This is a genomic window from Scandinavium hiltneri, from assembly GCF_024764835.1.
Lineage (GTDB): Bacteria > Pseudomonadota > Gammaproteobacteria > Enterobacterales > Enterobacteriaceae > Scandinavium > Scandinavium hiltneri.
Genome location: NZ_JALIGE010000076.1, coordinates 355,923 through 375,842, shown reverse-complemented (window position 1 = coordinate 375,842; position 19,920 = coordinate 355,923). Strand labels below are relative to the sequence as shown.

Annotated in this window: 15 protein-coding genes; 14 read left to right on the top strand and 1 reads right to left on the bottom strand. The window is 54.6% G+C overall.

What is annotated here, in order from left to right:
* Positions 1-27 precede the first annotated feature (27 nt).
* From MUU47_RS19250 to MUU47_RS19220, 7 genes are all read left to right on the top strand, one after another.
* The gene (locus MUU47_RS19250) at positions 28-2,289 is read left to right on the top strand and encodes a ComEC family protein (protein ID WP_258989764.1); all 2,262 of its coding nucleotides are present in this window, start codon (positions 28-30) and stop codon (positions 2,287-2,289) included.
* A gap of 36 nt (positions 2,290-2,325) precedes the next feature.
* On the top strand, positions 2,326-4,074 hold the full coding sequence (gene msbA, locus MUU47_RS19245; protein WP_258989763.1) for a lipid A ABC transporter ATP-binding protein/permease MsbA: 1,749 nt from the start codon (positions 2,326-2,328) through the stop codon (positions 4,072-4,074).
* Positions 4,071-5,051, top strand: a complete 981-nt coding sequence (gene lpxK, locus MUU47_RS19240; RefSeq protein WP_258989761.1) for a tetraacyldisaccharide 4'-kinase — start codon at positions 4,071-4,073, stop codon at positions 5,049-5,051. The genes msbA and lpxK overlap by 4 nt, the downstream gene beginning before the upstream one ends.
* Positions 5,052-5,092: 41 nt before the next feature.
* A complete protein-coding gene (locus MUU47_RS19235) occupies positions 5,093-6,322 on the top strand; it encodes a winged helix-turn-helix domain-containing protein (RefSeq protein ID WP_258989760.1) in 1,230 nt (409 codons plus the stop codon).
* 54 nt (positions 6,323-6,376) lie between these two features.
* Positions 6,377-6,559: a protein YcaR gene (gene ycaR / locus MUU47_RS19230; protein ID WP_097163568.1), complete on the top strand. Its 183-nt coding sequence runs from the start codon at positions 6,377-6,379 to the stop codon at positions 6,557-6,559.
* Entirely contained in the window at positions 6,556-7,302 is a 747-nt protein-coding gene (kdsB, locus tag MUU47_RS19225) for a 3-deoxy-manno-octulosonate cytidylyltransferase (protein WP_258989758.1), read from the top strand. The genes ycaR and kdsB overlap by 4 nt, the downstream gene beginning before the upstream one ends.
* Before the next feature lie 140 nt (positions 7,303-7,442).
* Positions 7,443-8,336 carry a YcbJ family phosphotransferase gene (locus MUU47_RS19220; protein WP_258989757.1) on the top strand — a complete coding sequence of 298 codons (894 nt, stop codon included), beginning with the start codon at positions 7,443-7,445 and terminating at the stop codon, positions 8,334-8,336.
* On the opposite strand, the gene elyC is transcribed toward MUU47_RS19220, so the two are convergent.
* Positions 8,316-9,092, bottom strand: a complete 777-nt coding sequence (gene elyC, locus MUU47_RS19215; RefSeq protein WP_258989756.1) for an envelope biogenesis factor ElyC — start codon at positions 9,090-9,092, stop codon at positions 8,316-8,318. The genes MUU47_RS19220 and elyC overlap by 21 nt on opposite strands.
* Positions 9,093-9,214: 122 nt before the next feature.
* Here elyC and cmoM point away from each other — a divergent pair, with 122 nt between their 5' ends.
* The 7 genes from cmoM (at position 9,215) to MUU47_RS19180 (ending at position 19,850) form a co-directional block, all read left to right on the top strand.
* Positions 9,215-10,009 (top strand): tRNA uridine 5-oxyacetic acid(34) methyltransferase CmoM, encoded by a 795-nt coding sequence (gene cmoM, locus MUU47_RS19210; RefSeq protein ID WP_110509893.1) that lies wholly within the window; start codon positions 9,215-9,217, stop codon positions 10,007-10,009.
* On the top strand, positions 10,002-11,324 hold the full coding sequence (mukF, locus tag MUU47_RS19205) for a chromosome partition protein MukF (RefSeq protein ID WP_159753712.1): 1,323 nt from the start codon (positions 10,002-10,004) through the stop codon (positions 11,322-11,324). The genes cmoM and mukF overlap by 8 nt, the downstream gene beginning before the upstream one ends.
* Positions 11,305-12,015, top strand: a complete 711-nt coding sequence (gene mukE / locus MUU47_RS19200) for a chromosome partition protein MukE (RefSeq protein WP_159773306.1) — start codon at positions 11,305-11,307, stop codon at positions 12,013-12,015. The genes mukF and mukE overlap by 20 nt, the downstream gene beginning before the upstream one ends.
* On the top strand, positions 12,015-16,463 hold the full coding sequence (mukB, locus tag MUU47_RS19195) for a chromosome partition protein MukB (RefSeq protein WP_258989755.1): 4,449 nt from the start codon (positions 12,015-12,017) through the stop codon (positions 16,461-16,463). Before mukE ends, mukB begins: the two co-directional genes overlap by 1 nt.
* 184 nt (positions 16,464-16,647) lie before the next feature.
* On the top strand, positions 16,648-18,456 hold the full coding sequence (gene ldtD, locus MUU47_RS19190; RefSeq protein WP_258989753.1) for a L,D-transpeptidase: 1,809 nt from the start codon (positions 16,648-16,650) through the stop codon (positions 18,454-18,456).
* Between the two features lie 179 nt (positions 18,457-18,635).
* Entirely contained in the window at positions 18,636-19,187 is a 552-nt protein-coding gene (gene mepK, locus MUU47_RS19185) for a peptidoglycan L,D-endopeptidase MepK (RefSeq protein ID WP_166665188.1), read from the top strand.
* Positions 19,188-19,202: 15 nt separating this feature from the next.
* On the top strand, positions 19,203-19,850 hold the full coding sequence (locus MUU47_RS19180; RefSeq protein WP_258989752.1) for an MBL fold metallo-hydrolase: 648 nt from the start codon (positions 19,203-19,205) through the stop codon (positions 19,848-19,850).
* Positions 19,851-19,920 lie beyond the last annotated feature (70 nt).

Here is a 19,920-nt window from a genome sequence, read left to right as displayed (position 1 = left end):
TGAGACTGCTCGCGACAGGGAGGTGTCATGCGATTACCCACAATAGCCATCAGCGCCATCATCGGCATTTGCCCATTGTTTTGGTTACCCCAATTACCGTCGGTAGACGTTGCTGGCACGATTACGTTAGGGGCAATTGCGTTTGTCATTATTGCCCGGCGCTTCAGAATCGTGGGCCTCACTGCGCTCTTTTTCTGCTGGGGTGTTTTTGCTGCGCAGAAGATTATCATTCCGGCAAATACGCTATCCGGGAGACTGTTACAGGCAGAGGTGGAGATCGTCGCCATAGACGGTGAAACCACGTATTACGGCAAACTGCTGCGGATCAACGGCCAGCGGCAAATCCCGGCACCAGGTATCGTTCTTTATGGTCAGGCACTGCCGGAAAAGGGCTGCGTAGGGCAAATCTGGCAAATGACCATTAAAGCCCGGGCAGTACACGGTTTACTTAATGAGGGCATGTTTGATGGTCAGCGCTATGCGCTTTCATTACATCGTCCATTAACCGGGCGCTTTACGCATGCGAATAGAGTAGACGGTCAGTGCAGCATACGCTCGCAGTTAGTCTCCACGTTGGCGAAAGCACTCGAACCTTATCCGTGGCAACACGTCATGCTGGCTTTGGCCGTTGGCGAGCGAGCAGATGTTCCAACGGAAATAAAACGCCTGCTACAAGAAACGGGAACCTCGCATCTGATGGCGATTTCCGGGTTGCATATTTCTCTGGTGGCGATGATGGGTTGGGTCTTGATACGAGGTATACAGAGAGTGCTGCCATGCCGGTGGATTGGCTGGCGAATGCCCCTTTGCGCCAGCTTTCTTCTGGCACTGATGTACGCGTGGTTGAGTGGATTACAGCCTCCGGCTCTGCGCTCCATTATCGCGGCCGGGGTCTGGCTGCTGTTGCGCTTAAGTGGTCGTCGATGGACGCCATGGGAAGTATGGTTGTGCTGTATTGCCGCACTCCTGGTGCTGGATCCTTTAGCCATTCTGACGCAAAGCCTGTGGTTATCGGCTTTTGCCGTTGCAACGTTGATCTTCTGGTATCAGTGGATGCCACCCCTTCGCCTGCAATGTAACGTCATAATTAAAGGACTGATTTCGTTAGTGCATTTACAGTTGGGACTGATGCTGCTTCTGCTTCCATTGCAAGTGAGCATATTTCACGGCATGTCCTGGACATCTCTGCCCGCCAATCTTGTGGCCGTGCCTTGGGTGACGCTGGGCGAAATTCCGCTTTTGTTGGCCGGGGTTGTGCTGCATTTTACCGGACCGGCGACCATGGAAAGTTATATCTGGCTGTTAGCCGATCGGCTGCTCGAAGGCTTGTTTTGGTTTTTGCGCGCTCTGCCGCAGGGATGGCAAGATATCGATTATCGCTGGCAGGGCATTGTAGTGATACCGTGGCTGGTCATTATCCTCTGGCGACTCAATGGCTGGACGAGATGGCCTGCCTCGATACTGGCATGCGGAACTCTCCTTACATTTCCACTCTGGCGTCAGCTGCCACCCCAGATGTGGTCAGTGACCATGCTGGATGTGGGGCAGGGGTTATCCGTTGTCATTACCCGAAACGGCAAAGCGCTGCTCTATGACACCGGGCTTGCCTGGCCAGGAGGCGACAGTGCCCAGCAACTCATTATCCCTTGGCTGCGCTGGCATCATCTACAGCCAGAGGGCATCATTCTCAGTCACGAGCATCTCGACCATCGTGGGGGGTTGGAAACGCTGCTGAAAACCTGGCCTGCACTGTGGGTCAGAAGCCCGTTAAAGTGGGAAGGGCATTTACCCTGTTTTCGAGGGGAAAGCTGGCGCTGGCAAGGACTGACGTTCCGGGCGGTCTGGCCGTTGCCTGACACAATGGAGAAAGGCAATAACCGCTCGTGTGTCGTACGGGTCGATGACGGGCGCTATAGCGTTTTATTGACGGGAGATATTGAAATATCGGCAGAAATGTCAATGCTCAGTCATTACTGGCAGCATCTTGCGTCTACACTTGTTCAGGTGCCACATCATGGCAGCTCGACGTCATCCTCGTTGGCATTACTTCAACGGATTGATGGGCAGGCCGCTCTGGCTTCGACGGCGCGCTACAATGCCTGGCATTTTCCCTCAGCAAAGGTGAAAACGCGTTACAGCCAGCGGAATTATCGTTGGTTCGATACGCCTCACCAGGGGCAGGTTACGGTCAACTTTTCACCAGAAGGTTGGCAAATCCAGAGCTTACGCGATCAAATATACCCCCGTTGGTATCATCAGTGGTTTGGCGATGCTGGTGATAACGGGTAGAATGTGCGGCTATCTCAACATAAGCTGGTTTTTTGAATGCAGAACGACAAAGATCTCTCCACGTGGCAGACTTTCCGCCGACTTTGGCCAACGATTGCGCCTTTTAAAGCTGGCCTTATCGTGGCTGCAGTTGCGTTGATTCTTAATGCTGCCAGTGACACCTTTATGCTGTCGCTTCTTAAACCGTTACTGGATGATGGTTTTGGGAAAACGGACCGCTCAGTGCTGCTGTGGATGCCGCTGGTAGTCATCGGGTTGATGATCCTCCGTGGTGTTACCAGCTACGTATCAAGCTACTGTATTTCCTGGGTTTCAGGCAAAGTGGTCATGACCATGCGCCGCCGCCTTTTCGGCCATATGATGGGTATGCCGGTCTCGTTTTTCGACAAACAGTCCACCGGTACTTTGCTGTCACGTATCACCTATGACTCCGAACAGGTAGCGTCATCTTCTTCCAGTGCATTGATTACCGTCGTGCGTGAAGGGGCCTCAATTATCGGCCTGTTCATCATGATGTTCTGGTACAGCTGGCAGCTGTCAGTGATTCTTATTGTACTGGCCCCGATCGTTTCCTTTGCTATTCGCCATGTGTCCAAGCGTTTCCGCAGCATCAGTAAAAATATGCAAAACACGATGGGGCAGGTGACCACCAGTGCAGAGCAAATGCTTAAAGGGCATAAAGAAGTCCTGATGTTTGGCGGGCAAGACGTCGAAACCAAGCGTTTCGATAAAGTCAGCAATAAAATGCGTTTGCAGGGTATGAAGATGGTTTCTGCTTCTTCAATCTCTGACCCAATCATTCAGCTGATTGCGTCGCTGGCGCTGGCGTTTGTACTCTATGCGGCGAGCTTCCCGAGCGTAATGGAAACGTTGACCGCGGGTACCATCACGGTCGTGTTCTCTTCAATGATCGCCTTAATGCGTCCTCTGAAGTCTCTGACCAACGTCAATGCCCAGTTCCAGCGCGGTATGGCGGCTTGCCAGACGCTGTTCGCTATCCTCGATACCGAACAGGAAAAAGACCAGGGCACCCGCGTTGTTGAACGTGCGAAGGGTAATCTCGAATTTAAAGACGTCACCTTTACGTATCCAGGCCGTGAAGTGCCTGCGCTGCGTGACATCAATCTGCATGTCCCTGAAGGGAAAACAGTCGCACTGGTGGGACGTTCCGGTTCGGGTAAGTCCACCATCGCGAGCCTGATTACACGTTTCTATGATGTGGATACAGGCAACATCGTGCTCGACGGCCACGATATCCGCGAATACACCCTGGCATCGCTGCGCGACCAGGTGGCACTGGTTTCGCAGAATGTTCATCTGTTCAACGATACCGTCGCGAACAACATCGCTTACGCCCGTACAGACCTTTACAGCCGTGAAGATATTGAGAGGGCCGCGACAATGGCTTACGCCATGGACTTCATCAGTAAGATGGATAACGGTCTGGATACGGTGATTGGTGAGAATGGCGTTCTGCTTTCCGGCGGTCAGCGTCAGCGTATCGCTATTGCCCGTGCGCTGCTGCGTGACAGCCCAATCCTGATTCTGGATGAAGCGACGTCAGCCCTGGATACCGAGTCCGAACGTGCTATTCAGGCCGCGCTGGATGAACTGCAGAAAAACCGTACTTCTCTGGTGATCGCTCACCGACTGTCCACCATCGAAAAAGCCGATGAAATTGTCGTCGTCGAAGATGGGCGTATCGTTGAGCGCGGTAGTCACCAGGATCTGCTGGAACATCGCGGCGTGTATGCTCAGCTGCATAAAATGCAATTTGGGCAATGATCGCACGTATCTGGTCTGGCGAATCCCCGCTCTGGCTGCTGCTGTTACCGCTCTCCTGGCTGTATGGCCTGGTGAGCGGTGTCATTCGTCTCAGCTATCGTTTAGGCATTAAGAAAGCCTGGCGTGCGCCGGTTCCGGTCGCGGTGGTGGGGAATCTCACCGCAGGCGGTAATGGTAAAACGCCAGTAGCTATCTGGCTGGTGGAGCAACTTCAGCAGCATGGCATTAAAGCGGGCGTCGTTTCTCGCGGCTACGGCGGCAAAGCAGCCCATTATCCATTGCTGTTAACAACAGACATCACCACTGACGAAGCGGGCGATGAACCGGTGTTGATTTATCAACGCACCGGTGTGCCCGTCGCCGTTTCCCCTAACCGCAGTGATGCTGTTCAGGCATTGCTGGCAGCTCATGATCTGCAAATCATCATCACCGACGATGGTCTCCAGCATTATCGTCTCGCGCGTGATGTTGAAATCGTTGTGATTGATGGCGTCCGTCGTTTTGGTAATGGCTGGTGGTTACCCGCCGGGCCGATGCGCGAACGTGCTTCACGGCTGAAAAGCGTGGATGCGGTTATCGTCAATGGTGGTGTACCGCGTGCGGGTGAAATCCCGATGCAGTTACGCCCAGGCATGGCCGTTAACCTTAAAACGGGCGAAAAACGTAGCGTCTCTTTGCTGACGGACGTTGTCGCTATGGCCGGAATTGGTCATCCTCCGCGCTTTTTTGCCACCCTTGAAAGCTGCGGCGTGCAGCCGGTGAAAACCGTGGCACTGGGCGATCATCAGGCGTTAAGCGCAGCGGATGTACGCGCGCTCGCGACACACAAGCAAACGCTGGTAATGACGGAAAAAGACGCGGTCAAGTGTCGCGCTTTTGCCGAAGAAAACTGGTGGTATTTACCGGTGGACGCCGTCTTTGACGACGAGCAGGCCCCACGGTTGATTCAGAAACTGGTGAGCCTGGCGCAACGCTAGCGTATCGCGTGCGGTTCAGGCAGAGCTGATGAGGACTTCGAATGTCAGAAGTAACGCTTTCACTAACTGCCGCACGCCATCTTCATCTTGCCGCTCAGGGGTTACTCAAAAAGCCCCGTCGTCGCCCGAAACCGGGTGACATTCTTTCTACCATTCAGCGCATGTCCTTACTGCAAATCGACACTATCAACGTCGTTGCGCGCAGCCCCTGGCTGGTGTTATTCAGCCGCCTGGGCAGTTTTCCATCACAATGGCTGGACGAGGCGTTAAACCGTGGAGAGCTGATGGAGTACTGGGCCCATGAGGCCTGCTTCTTACCGAGAAGTGACTTTTCACTGATGCGCCATCGGATGCTTTCGCCCGACAAGATGGGCTGGAAGTATCGCAAAGAGTGGATGGTGGAACATGCCGCTGAAATAGAGTTGCTCATCGAACACATTCAGCAAAACGGACCGGTTCGCTCGGCGGATTTTGAGCATCCCCGTAAAGGTGCGAATGGCTGGTGGGAATGGAAGCCACACAAGCGCCATCTGGAAGGGCTGTTCACCGCCGGGAAAGTAATGGTGATTGGCCGCCATAATTTCCAGCGTATATACGATTTGACCTCCCGGGTGATGCCGCACTGGAACGACGAGCGCGATCTGCTCGCTCAGGAACAGGCCGAAGAATTAATGCTGCAAAACAGCGCCCGCAGTCTCGGGATTTTTCGTGGCCAATGGCTGGCAGATTACTACCGTTTACGGCAGCCTTTGTTGCCTGTCTTACTTGCACGCTGGCAAGAAGAGGGGCTAATAATTCCGGTTGATGTCGAAGGGCTTGGGGCGATGTGGCTGCATGCTGATTTACAGCCGCTGCTAGAGGATGCGCAGGCAGGAAAATTGACCGCCACCCGCAGCGTGGTGCTTTCGCCATTTGACCCTGTCGTCTGGGACCGCAAGCGCGCTGAGCAGCTTTTCGATTTCACCTATCGGCTTGAATGCTACACACCCGCACCGAAACGTCAGTTTGGTTATTTCGTTCTGCCGTTACTGCACCAGGGAAAACTGGTGGGGCGAATGGACAGCAAAATGCACCGCAAAACCGGCGTGCTGGAAATCTTTGCCGTCTATTTGCAGGACGGCGTGAGGGTGAGCCAGACGCTGGAAAAAGGCCTGATGCAGGCCATCAGTGATTTTGCGTGCTGGCAAGGAGCCGGAAGCGTGGTACTCAACCATCGACCTGCTGAACTTTTCAACGCTCAGCCAAAGGGATGGGAAATTGAGGCCGTATAAACGGGCTCTGTGCTATGCTGCGACAGTTACTTTTTCGGTCCATCTGGAGGAACTATGGATCACCGCTTACTTGAAATCATCGCTTGTCCGGTCTGCAACGGGAAGCTCTATTACAGTCAGGATAAGCAAGAGCTTATCTGCAAACTCGACAGCCTGGCTTTCCCGCTGCGTGACGGAATTCCCGTCCTGCTGGAAAACGAAGCCCGTCCATTGAGCGCAGAAGAGAGCCATCCATGAGTTTTGTCGTCATCATCCCCGCGCGTTACGCTTCCACCCGCCTGCCGGGCAAACCGCTGCAGGACATTAACGGCAAACCCATGATTGTGCATGTGCTTGAAAGAGCGCGTGAGTCTGGCGCTGAGCGCATTATCGTTGCGACGGATAATGAAGACGTCGCGCGCGCAGTCGAGGCCGCAGGTGGCGAAGTTTGCATGACTCGAGCCGATCACCAGTCCGGGACCGAACGTCTGGCCGAAGTGGTGGAAAAATGCGGATTCAGCGATGACACGCTGATCGTCAACGTCCAGGGTGATGAGCCGATGATCCCCCCGGTTATCATCCGGCAGGTCGCTGAAAACCTGGCCGCCAGCCAGTCTGGAATGGCAACGCTCGCAGTGCCCATTCACGATGCGGAAGAAGCCTTCAATCCGAATGCGGTCAAAGTCGTGATGGATGCGCAGGGTTACGCGCTCTATTTCTCCCGCGCTACTATTCCGTGGGATCGTGACCGTTTCGCTCAAAGCCGCGACGTCATTGGTGACACGCTACTGCGCCACATTGGGATCTACGGCTATCGCGCGGGTTTCATTCGTCGTTACGTCAACTGGGCACCGAGTCCGCTCGAGCAAATCGAAATGCTCGAACAGCTGCGCGTGCTGTGGTACGGCGAAAAAATCCACGTTGCTGTGGCGAAAGAAGTCCCGGGCACTGGGGTTGATACCCCCGAAGATCTCGCTCGCGTGCGCGCAGAACTGCGCTAATCGCCTTCTCCCCTCCGCCCGGAGGGGAGTATTTCCCGCTCCGTATATCCTCTTTTTACCCCGTTTTTGATCTTATCCGGTGACATCTTCGGCACCGGCGCTCATTATAAAAACAGTAGTCTTCACAGGGGTAACCAGATATGGAACAACTGCGTGCCGAACTGAGCCACCTGCTGGGCGAGAAGCTGAGTCGGGTGGAGTGTGTGAGTGAGAAAACGGACTCATCACTGTGGTCGCTATACGATGCTCAGGGACACCCAATGCCGCTGCTGGCACGAAGTTTCACTACGCCGGGACTTGCACAGCAACTGGCCTGGAAAATATCAACGTTGGCCCGCAGTGGGACCGTTCGCATGCCGGTGGTTTACGGCGTGATGACCCATGAAGAGCATCCTGGCCCGGATATCCTGTTGCTCGAACGGCTGCGCGGAGTGCCAGTGGAGGCTCCTGCCAGAACGCCGGATCGCTGGGAGCAGTTGAAAGATCAGATAGTCGAGGCATTACTGGCCTGGCATCGACAGGACAGCGGCGGCTGCGTAGGCACGGTCGACAGCACGCAGGAAAATCTCTGGCCGCTCTGGTATCGCCAGCGCGTCGAAATGCTGTGGAGCACGCTGAATCTCTACCCCAACACCGGGCTCACCATGCAGGACAAACGGATCCTGTTCCGCACGCGGGAATGTCTGCCCGCGCTGTTTGACGGTTTTAATGATAATTGCGTCATGGTGCATGGCAACTTTACGCTGCGCAGTATGCTGAAAGATTCCCGCAGCGATCAGCTGCTGGCGATGGTCGGACCGGGCATTATGCTGTGGGCGCCGCGTGAGTACGAGCTGTTCCGATTGTCGGAGAGCGGGCTGGCGGAAGGGTTGCTGTGGCACTATCTCCAGCGTGCGCCTGTGTCTGAATCCTTCCTCTGGCGCCGCTGGTTGTATCTGCTGTGGGATGAAGTCGCCCAGTTGGTCAACACCGGGCGATTTAACCGCGCCAGGTTCGATTTGGCGTCGAAATCTTTACTCCCCTGGCTCGCCTGAGCTGCCTTTAAGCCATTGCCAAATGCGGCCCAGCGTTTCATAGCCCACGCGGTCGCTGTGCATCAACCAGACCGGAGAAGGAATCAGTCGCTCCCAGGGATTGAGCGGTGATTCAATGGCCAGCTGATTGGCCGGAGCAGGCAGCGGATGCAGGCCCGCATGGCGAAAGAAAATCATCGCTCGCGGTAAATGTGAGGCAGACGTCACCAGCAGGAACGGCGCATCGCCAATTGCTGCTTTTACCGCCGCGGCTTCTTCTTCCGTATCTTTCGGTTTATCCAGCACGATAATATCGCTGCGCGGCACGCCCAGGCTCTGCGCGACGCGTGCCCCGGCTTCTCCGGTGCTCACGGGGTTGGTCTTAGCCGCTGCACCGGTGAAAATCATCCTGGCACCTGGATTGGCCTGCCATAAGCGGATCCCTTCCGTCAGACGCGGCAGGCTGTTATTGATAAGATTTGAACTGGGTGCCCATTCAGGATTCCAGGTATAACCCCCGCCCAACACCACAACGTAGTCGACGCGCTCCGTGCCCTGCCAGGTTGGATAGCTGTTTTCAATTGGCTTGAGTAACGCATCGGCGACCGGTTGCAGGCTCAGCAGCAACAGCGCCAGCCAACCAATACTAAGACAAATCTTACCACTACGCTGGAATCGGCTGAACCAGAGCAGCGCCAGGCCGAGCGCCATCAGTAACAGCAGCAACGGTAACGGTAAAATCATGCCGCCAATAAACTTCTTTAGCGTAAAAAGCATCCTTGTTGGTTCCTTTTTTGACCATCTGACAGGGGATATGCACGGATATTACACCAGATAGCTTCCCTCTCGCTGTGGGTATGACAAAATAGCGGTTTTGTGGCAGGCAAGTGGAGTCCAGCGTGCAGGATCGCAATTTTGATGGTATCGCGGAACGATTTTCGCGCAATATCTATGGCACGACCAAGGGCCAGCTGCGTCAGGCGATCCTCTGGCAGGATTTAGACATCCTGCTGGCGTCTTTTGGCGATGCGCCATTACACATTCTGGACGGCGGTGGCGGGGCCGGGCAAACGGCAATTCGGATGGCAGAACGGGGGCATCATGTTACCCTATGCGATCTGTCAGCTGAGATGATAGCCCTGGCAAAACAGGCTGCCGATGAGAAAGGTGTGAGCCACAACATGCATTTTGTACAATGCCCGGTGCAGGAGATTGCCGGACATTTGGAAAGGCCGGTTGATCTGATATTGTGCCATGCAGTGCTGGAGTGGGTGGTCAATCCGCAAGCGGTTTTAGACGCGTTGTGGTCGGTGCTGCGTCCGGGCGGTGCGTTGTCGTTAATGTTCTACAATGCTAACGGTCTGCTGATGCATAACATGGTGGTGACGAATTTTGATTACGTCGAAGCCGGCATGCCGAAGACCCGAAAACGTAAGCTTTCGCCGAACTACCCACGCGAACCGCAGCAGGTATATCAGTGGCTGCAAGAGTCCGGCTGGCAGATAACCGGCAAAACCGGTGTGCGGGTCTTTCATGATTATCTGCGTGAAAAACATAAGCAGCACGAGCGTTACGAACAGCTGCTGGCATTAGAAACACGCTATTGCCGTGAGGAACCCTGGATTAGCCTGGGTCGCTATATTCATGTCACCGCGCTCAAACCGCAGGTAGATACAAGGACTAACAATGAGTGATTTTTCCCAGACAGTCCCCGAACTGGTTGCCTGGGCCAGAAAAAATGATTTTTCGATCTCGTTGCCGGTCGACAGGCTTTCGTTCCTGATGGCCGTAGCAACGCTGAATGGCGAACGGCTTGAAGGCGAGCTTACCGAAGGTGAGCTGATTGATGCTTTCCGTCACGTCAGTGATGCGTTTGAGCAAACCAGCGAAACCATCAGCGTGCGCGCAAACAACGCGATCAACGATATGGTGCGTCAACGTCTGCTGAACCGCTTTACCAGCGAAATCACCGAAGGCAACGCCATCTACCGTCTGACGCCGCTTGGCATCGGGATTACCGACTACTACATCCGCCAGCGCGAATTCTCAACGCTGCGCCTGTCGATGCAGTTGTCTATTGTCGGTGGCGAGCTGAAACGCGCGGCAGATGCCGCCGATGAAGGCGGTGATGAGTTTCACTGGCATCGTAACGTCTACGCTCCATTGAAATATTCCGTTGCGGAAATCTTTGACAGTATCGACCTTACGCAGCGTCTGATGGACGAACAGCAGCAAACGGTCAAAGACGATATCGCGCAGCTGTTGAACAAAGACTGGCGGGCGGCGATTTCCAGTTGTGAAATGCTGCTGTCAGAAACCTCCGGCACCCTGCGCGAACTGCAGGATACGCTGGAAGCGGCTGGCGACAAGCTGCAGGCCAACCTGCTACGTATTCAGGATTCCACCATGACGTACGACGATCTGCATTTCGTCGATCGTCTGGTGTTCGACCTGCAAAGTAAACTCGATCGTATTGTCAGCTGGGGCCAGCAGGCTATCGACCTGTGGATTGGCTACGACAGACACGTGCATAAATTTATCCGTACCGCCATCGATATGGATAAAAACCGTGTCTTCGCTCAGCGTCTGCGCGTTTCGGTACAGAATTACTTCGATGCGCCGTGGGCGCTGACCTATGCTAATGCCGACCGTCTGTTCGACATGCGTGACGAAGAGATGATGCTGCGCGACGAAGAGGTAACCGGGGAACTTCCGCCGGACCTCGAGTACGAAGAATTTAACGAAATCCGTGAACAGCTGGCGGCGCTTATCGAAGAGCAACTGGTTATCTACAAAAATAAAGGACTGCCGCTGGATTTAGGCCTGGTAGTGCGTGAATATCTCGCACAATACCCGCGCGCCCGCCACTTCGACGTTGCACGCATCGTGGTCGATCAGGCCGTCCGTCTGGGCGTAGCACAAGCAGATTTCACCGGACTGTCGCCGAAGTGGCAGCCGATTAATGATTACGGAGCCAAGGTACAGGCACATGTCATCGACAAATATTGAACACGTGATGCCAGTTAAGCTGGCGCAGGCCCTGGCCAATCCGTTATTCCCGGCGCTGGATAGCGCCCTGCGTTCTGGCCGTCATATCGGTCTGGATGAGCTGGACAACCATGCCTTCTTGATGGATTTCCAGGAGTATCTGGAAGAGTTTTACACCCGCTATAACGTGGAGCTGATTCGTGCGCCGGAAGGTTTCTTCTATTTGCGCCCGCGTTCCACCACGCTCATTCCGCGTTCGGTGTTGTCCGAAGTGGACATGATGGTCGGTAAAATTCTCTGTTATCTCTACCTCAGCCCGGAGCGTCTGGCGAATGAGGGGATTTTCACCCAACAGGAACTGTACGACGAACTGATGAGCCTGGCGGATGAAGCCAAGCTGCTGAAGCTGGTAAATAACCGCTCCACCGGTTCGGATCTCGACAGACAAAAACTGCAGGAAAAAGTGCGTTCCTCTCTGAACCGTCTGCGCCGTCTCGGCATGGTGTGGTTTATGGGGCACGACAGCAGCAAATTCCGCATCACAGAGTCGGTCTTCCGCTTCGGCGCTGACGTCCGCTCAGGCGATGATGCCCGCGAAGCGCAGCTGCGCATGATCCGCGATGGTGAAGCGATGGCGATTGAAAACCATCTGCAGCTCAATGACGAGAACGACGATGCGCAACCGGACACGGATAGCGGGGAGGAAGAATAATGATTGAACGCGGTAAATTTCGTTCATTAACCCTGATTAACTGGAACGGTTTTTTCGCCCGAACCTTTGATCTCGATGAACTGGTGACCACCCTTTCGGGCGGTAACGGTGCCGGTAAATCCACCACGATGGCGGCGTTCGTTACGGCGCTTATCCCCGATCTGACGTTACTGCACTTCCGTAACACCACCGAAGCCGGTGCGACCAGCGGTTCCCGCGATAAAGGTCTGCACGGTAAGCTGAAAGCTGGTGTCTGTTACTCGATGCTTGACGTGATGAACTCGCGTCATCAGCGTGTGCTGGTGGGCGTCCGTTTGCAACAGGTTGCCGGTCGTGACCGTAAAGTGGATATCAAACCGTTTGCTATCCAGGGTCTACCGATGTCCTTCCAGCCAACCGAGCTGGTGACTGAAACGCTGAACGACAGACAAGCACGCGTGCTGACCCTTCAGGAGCTGAAAGATAAGCTCGAAGGGATGGAAGGCGTGCAATTCAAGCAGTTTAACTCCATCACCGATTACCACTCGCTGATGTTCGATTTGGGTGTTGTCGCCCGTCGTCTGCGCTCTGCGTCCGATCGTAGTAAATACTACCGTCTGATTGAAGCCTCGCTGTATGGCGGTATTTCCAGCGCCATTACCCGCTCGTTGCGCGACTACCTGTTGCCTGAAAACGGCGGCGTGCGTAAAGCGTTCCAGGATATGGAAGCGGCACTGCGTGAAAACCGCATGACGCTGGAAGCGATTCGCGTCACTCAGTCGGACCGTGACCTGTTTAAGCATCTTATCTCCGAAGCCACAGACTACGTGGCAGCAGACTACATGCGCCATTCGAACGAACGTCGCGTGCATCTTGATAAAGCCCTCGAATTCCGTCGCGAACTGCTGTCATCACGTCAGCAACTGGCCGCAGAGCAGTTCAAACATGTCGATATGGCGCGTGAACTGCAAGAGCACAACGGGGCTGAAGGCGACCTGGAAGCAGATTACCAGGCGGCCAGCGATCACCTGAACCTGGTTCAGACCGCGCTGCGTCAGCAGGAAAAAATCGAGCGCTATGAAGCGGATATCGATGAACTGCAGATCCGCCTCGAAGAACAAAATGAAGTGGTGGCCGAAGCCGCCGAACAGCAAGAAGAAAACGAAGGTCGCGCTGAAGCCGCCGAGCTGGAAGTGGATGAACTGAAAAGCCAGCTGGCCGATTACCAGCAGGCACTGGACGTGCAGCAAACTCGCGCCATTCAGTACAATCAGGCTATGCAGGCTCTTCAGCGCGCGAAAGAGCTTTGCCATCTGCCGGACTTAAGCCCGGACAGCGCCGATGAGTGGCTCGATACCTTCAAAGCGAAAGAGCAGGAAGCCACGGAAAAACTGCTGTCTCTCGAACAGAAAATGAGCGTAGCGCAAACCGCGCACAGTCAGTTCGAGCAGGCATACCAGTTAGTTGCCGCCATCAATGGTCCATTGGGCCGTGATGAAGCGTGGGAAGTGGCCCGTGATTTGCTGCGTGAAGGCGTGAATCAGCGCCATCTGGCAGAACAGTCTACCGCCCTGCGCGGTCGTCTGAACGAACTCGAACAGCGTCTGCGTGAACAGCAGGATGCCGAACGTCTGCTGGCCGAATTCTGCAAGCGTCAGGGCCGTCACATTGAGATTGACGACCTGGAAGCGCTGCACATGGAGCTGGAAGAACGTATTTCTTCACTCTCCGACAGCGTGTCCTCCGCCAGCGAACAGCGTATGACGCTGCGTCAGGAACTGGAACAGCTGCAAAGCCGCACCAAGACGCTGCTGCAACGCGCGCCGATTTGGCTTGCGGCACAAAGCAGCCTGACTCAACTGTGCGAGCAGAGCGGGGAAGCGTTCGAGTCCAGCCAGGACGTTACCGAATTCATGCAGCAGTTGCTGGAGCGCGAGCGTGAGGCCATTGTTGAACGCGATGAAGTCGGCGCCCGAAAGCGTGCGGTTGATGATGAAATCGAACGTTTAAGTCAGCCAGGCGGTTCGGAAGATCCGCGCCTGAATGCGCTTGCCGAACGTTTTGGTGGCGTTCTGCTGTCAGAGATTTACGACGACGTCAGCCTCGAAGATGCGCCATACTTCTCCGCGTTGTACGGCCCGTCGCGCCACGGAATCGTGGTGCCGGATCTGTCGCTGATCGCCGAACAGCTGGAAGGGCTGGAAGATTGCCCGGAAGATCTCTATCTCATCGAAGGGGACCCATCGTCCTTTGATGACAGCGTGTTCAGCGTCGACGAACTGGAAAAAGCGGTTGTCGTCAAAGTCGCTGATCGCCAGTGGCGTTATTCGCGCTTCCCGACGCTGCCGTTGTTTGGCCGTGCGGCGCGTGAAAACCGCATTGAAGCGCTGCACGCTGAGCGTGAAATTCTGTCGGAACGCTTTGCGACCCTGTCGTTTGACGTGCAGAAAACTCAACGTCTGCATCAGGCGTTCAGCCGCTTTATCGGCAGCCATTTAGCCGTCGCGTTTGAAGCGGATCCGGAAGCGGAAATTCGCAAACTCAATACCCGTCGCGGTGAGCTGGAGCGTGCGCTCAGCAATCATGAAAATGATAACCAACAGAGCCGGGCGCAGTTTGAACAGGCGAAAGAGGGCGTTTCCCAACTTAACCGCCTGCTGCCGCGTCTGAATCTGCTGGCTGACGAAACCCTCGCCGACCGCGTGGATGAAATTCAGGAACGTCTGGATGAAGCGCAGGAAGCCGCGCGCTTTATTCAGCAGCACGGTAATCAGCTGGCGAAACTTGAGCCGGTTGTGTCGGTTTTGCAGAGTGACCCGGAACAGTACGAGCAGCTGAAAGAAGACTTTGCGTATTCTCAGCAGGTGCAGCGCGATGCACGTCAGCAAGCGTTTGCCCTGACCGAAGTTGTGCAGCGCCGCGCACACTTTGGTTATACCGATTCGGCGGAAATGCTGAACGGCAACACCGATCTGAACGAGAAGTTGCGCCAGCGTCTGGAGCAAGCCGAAGGCGAGCGCACCCGTGCCCGTGAAGCGCTGCGTAACCATGCGGCGCAGCTCAGCCAATACAGCCAGGTGATGGCGTCACTGAAAAGCTCCTACGACACCAAAAAAGAGCTGCTGACCGACTTACATCGCGAATTACAGGATATCGGCGTACGTGCCGACAGCGGGGCGGAAGAGCGTGCGCGTTCTCGTCGTGACGAGTTGCATACCCAGCTGTCCAACAACCGTAACCGTCGTAATCAGCTTGAAAAAGCATTGACCTTCTGCGAAGCGGAGATGGATAACCTGACCCGTAAACTGCGTAGCCTCGAGCGTAACTACCTCGAAATGCGTGAGCAGGTGGTCAGCGCGAAAGCGGGCTGGTGTGCGGTGATGCGTCTGGTGAAAGACAACAACGTCGAACGCCGTCTGCACCGTCGCGAGCTGGCATATCTCTCTGCCGACGATCTGCGTTCGATGTCGGATAAAGCGCTGGGTGCGCTGCGTCTGGCGGTGGCGGATAACGAACACCTGCGCGACGTGCTGCGCATGTCCGAAGATCCGAAGCGTCCTGAGCGTAAAATCCAGTTCTTCGTGGCGGTGTATCAGCACCTGCGTGAGCGTATTCGTCAGGATATTATTCGTACCGACGATCCGGTTGAAGCCATCGAACAGATGGAAATTGAGCTGGGCCGCCTGACTGAAGAACTGACGGCGCGTGAGCAGAAGCTGGCGATCAGCTCCCGCAGCGTGGCGAACATCATTCGCAAGACCATTCAGCGCGAGCAGAACCGTATTCGTCAGCTCAACCAAGGTCTGCAAAGCGTATCGTTCGGCCAGGTTAACAGCGTGCGTCTGAACGTTAACGTACGCGAAACGCACTCCACGCTACTGGACGTGCTTTCCGAGCAGCACGAACAGCATCAGGATTTGTTCAACAGCAACCGTCTGACCTTCTCCGAAGCGCTGGCGAAGCTGTATCAGCGCCTGAATCCGCAGATTGATATGGGCCAGCGTACGCCGCAAACCATCGGTGAAGAGCTGCTGGACTACCGTAACTATCTTGAGATGGAAGTCGAAGTTAACCGTGGTTCTGACGGCTGGCTGCGTGCGGAATCTGGTGCGCTGTCGACCGGGGAAGCGATCGGTACCGGGATGTCGATACTGGTGATGGTGGTGCAGAGTTGGGAAGATGAAGCCCGACGTCTGCGTGGCAAAGATATTTCGCCATGCCGTCTACTGTTCCTTGATGAAGCGGCTCGTCTGGATGCCCGTTCCATCGCCACGCTGTTTGAACTGTGCGACCGTCTCGAAATGCAGCTGATCATCGCGGCACCGGAAAATATTAGTCCGGAAAAAGGCACAACCTATAAACTGGTGCGTAAGGTCTTCCAGAATACTGAACACGTTCACGTGGTCGGCCTGCGTGGTTTTGCGCCTCAGCTTCCGGAACCCTTACCCGGTACGGCGGATGCGTCTTAGCGCTAAATAGTTATTTTTAAACAAGGGCGACAGCGATGTCGCCCTTTTTGTTATCCCTTTTAGGGTGGAGAAGGGTATTATCTTTAATCTTCTTTACATTTGGTCAGGCAAAAGTATTTTTGTCTTTATATACTGAGAGTAAGCCCCGACTGATGTGGGCAGCAATGAAAACAGGGGGCAAGGGATGTCACTCGATAAATCTAATGGTCGTCGGCTGTCAGCGCTGAGTTTATGCCTGATGCTGGCATTTGCTCCACTGTTTAGCGTTCAGGCCGACGAGCCTGAACTGGTGCCAACAGACAGTTCAGCCACATTGGGCGATACGTCACAAGCGTTGGCGCAGGCAGACGGTCAGGCACCTGCCGTTGCGATGATGGCTGGCATTCAACCGCTCCCTGAAGGGGCTGCGGCGAAAAGTCGGGCTGATATTCAGTCACTCTTGCCTGCCAGTTACACTCCGATTTACATGAATCAGCTGTCTGCGCTGTATGCGGCGCGACAGATGAAACCCATGTGGGAAAACCGTGAAGCGGTTCAGGCGTTTCAGCAGCAGCTTGCTGAAGTGGCTATCGCCGGCTTCCAGCCACAGTTTACCCAATGGGTTGAGCTGCTAACCGATCCGGCCGTCAGCGGTATGGCGCGTGATGTTGTGCTCTCAGACGCCATGATGGGCTATCTCCAGTTCATCAGCAGTATTCCTGTGCAGGGTAACCGTTGGCTATACAACGATAAACCGTACACGTTATCTACGCCACCGCTGTCAGTCATTAACCAGTGGCAGATGGCGTTAGATAATGGTCAGTTGCCGCTGTTTGTCGCAGAGCTGGCACCACAGCATCCACAGTATGCGGCCATGCATCAGGCATTGCTCACGCAACTGACCGATTCACGTCCGTGGCCACAATTAACCAGCACCAGCAAACTTTCTCCGGGTCAGTGGAGCAAAGATATTCCTGCGTTGCGTGAAATCCTGCAGCGCACGGGGATGATGGACTCTACGCCAAATATCGCCCTGCCGGGGGATAACCCGGTAGTCAGCCCGTCTGCGATTCCTGCGAAGAAAGCCAAAGCCAGCGGTACGGCTCCGGCGGTTTACGACCGACAGCTGGTGGACGCCGTGAAGCGTTTCCAGACCTGGCAAGGACTGGGTGCTGATGGCGTTATTGGACAATCAACGCGTGACTGGCTGAACGTCAGCCCTGCACAGCGTGCGGGCGTGCTGGCGCTAAATATTCAGCGTCTTCGCCTGCTACCGGGCAAACTCTCCACCGGTATCATGGTGAATATTCCCGCCTATTCGTTGGTCTATTACCTCGATGGAAATCAAGTTTTGGCCTCGCGAGTAATTGTCGGTCGTCCCGATCGTAAAACACCGATGATGAGCAGCGCGTTAAACAACGTGGTGGTGAATCCCCCATGGAATGTGCCGTCAACGCTCGCCCGCAAGGATATTCTCCCGAAAGTCGTTAACGATCCCGGTTATCTGGACCGTCACGGTTACACCATGATGCGTGGCTGGAACAGCAAAGAAGCCATCAACCCGTATCAGGTCGACTGGTCGACTATCACGGCGACAAACCTGCCGTTCCGCTTCCAGCAGGCACCGGGTGTACATAACTCATTGGGCCGCTATAAATTCAATATGCCGAGCTCTGATGCGATTTATCTACACGATACGCCGAACCACACGCTGTTCCAGAAGGATACTCGTGCGCTGAGTTCCGGCTGCGTGCGCGTCAATAAAGCGTCTGAATTGGCCAACATGCTGTTACAGGATGCAGGCTGGAATGACACACGGATTTCGGATGCGCTGAAACAGGGTGATACGCGATACGTCAATATCCGCCAGAATATCCCGGTTAATCTCTACTATCTGACGGCGTTTGTTGGGGCGGATGGTCGGGCACAATATCGCACAGATATTTACAATTACGATCTCACTGCGCGATCTGGCGCACAAATTCTGCCAAAAGCGGAACAATTAATCAGGTAAATGAAGAAGTTCAGATAATTCAGGTGTCGTATAAATTAGCCAATATGGGCCCGTATCGCTACAGGCCCCGTATTGACTGGGGTTAGGGAGCCTTGACGTCGACGTGTGTGGCGGTTAAGGTGCCCTTCGTGCGCCAGAAGTGCATAAATAACGATCACTTACTTGTAGACCTGATTATCATGGACAAATTTGACGCTAATCGCCGCAAGTTGCTGGCGTTGGGTGGTGTTGCGCTAGGCGCAGCGGCCATCTTGCCTACGCCAGCATTTGCCACCCTCTCGACACCACGCCCGCGTATTTTGACGCTCAATAACCTGCACACCGGTGAGTCGCTCAAAGCGGAGTTTTTCGATGGCAGAGGCTATATTCAGGATGAATTAGCAAGACTCAACCATTTTTTCCGTGACTATCGCGCGAATAAAATGAAATCCATCGATCCAAAACTTTTTGATCATCTGTACCGTCTTCAGGGACTGTTGGGAACCAACAAGCCCGTACAGCTTATTTCCGGTTATCGTTCACTCAATACCAACGATGAGTTGCGCGCACACAGCCGCGGTGTAGCGAAACACAGCTATCACACCAAAGGCCAGGCGATGGATTTTCATATTGAAGGCGTTTCGTTAAGCAATATTCGCAAAGCTGCGTTATCAATGCGCGCAGGTGGTGTAGGATATTACCCACGTAGTAACTTTGTGCATATTGATACCGGGCCGGTGAGGACCTGGTAACGAAACAGGAGCATCATGAACTATCGTATTATTCCGGTTACGGCTTTCGCCCAGAACTGTTCACTCATCTGGTGTGAGCAAACCAAACTTGCCGCACTGGTGGATCCTGGCGGTGACGCTGAGCGTATCAAACAGGAAGTGGCTGCCGCAGGCGTCACGCTGATGCAGATTTTGCTGACTCATGGTCATCTTGATCACGTTGGCGCCGCCGCGGAGCTGGCACAACATTACGGTGTGCCGGTTATTGGACCGGAAAAAGAAGATGAGTTCTGGCTCCAGGGGCTGCCAGCGCAGAGCAAAATGTTCGGTCTTGAAGACTGTCAGCCGCTCACGCCAGACCGCTGGTTGAATGAAGACGATACCGTCAGCGTGGGTAACGTCAGCCTCAACGTATTGCATTGTCCGGGACATACGCCGGGTCATATTGTCTTTTTCGACGCAGTTTCGCAGCTGCTGATTTCAGGCGATGTGATCTTTAAAGGTGGAGTAGGGCGCAGCGATTTCCCGCGTGGAGACCATGGGCAGCTTATCGATTCGATTAAGCGCAAATTGTTACCGCTCGGCGATGCCGTCAGCTTTATTCCGGGCCACGGTCCGATGTCAACGCTCGGTCATGAGCGTGTGCATAATCCTTTCCTGCAGGATGAGATGCCAGTCTGGTAAATATAAAAAGCCGCATTTGCGGCTTTTTTAATGCTCAAAACAACGAACAAAGGCCGCATTCGCGACCTTT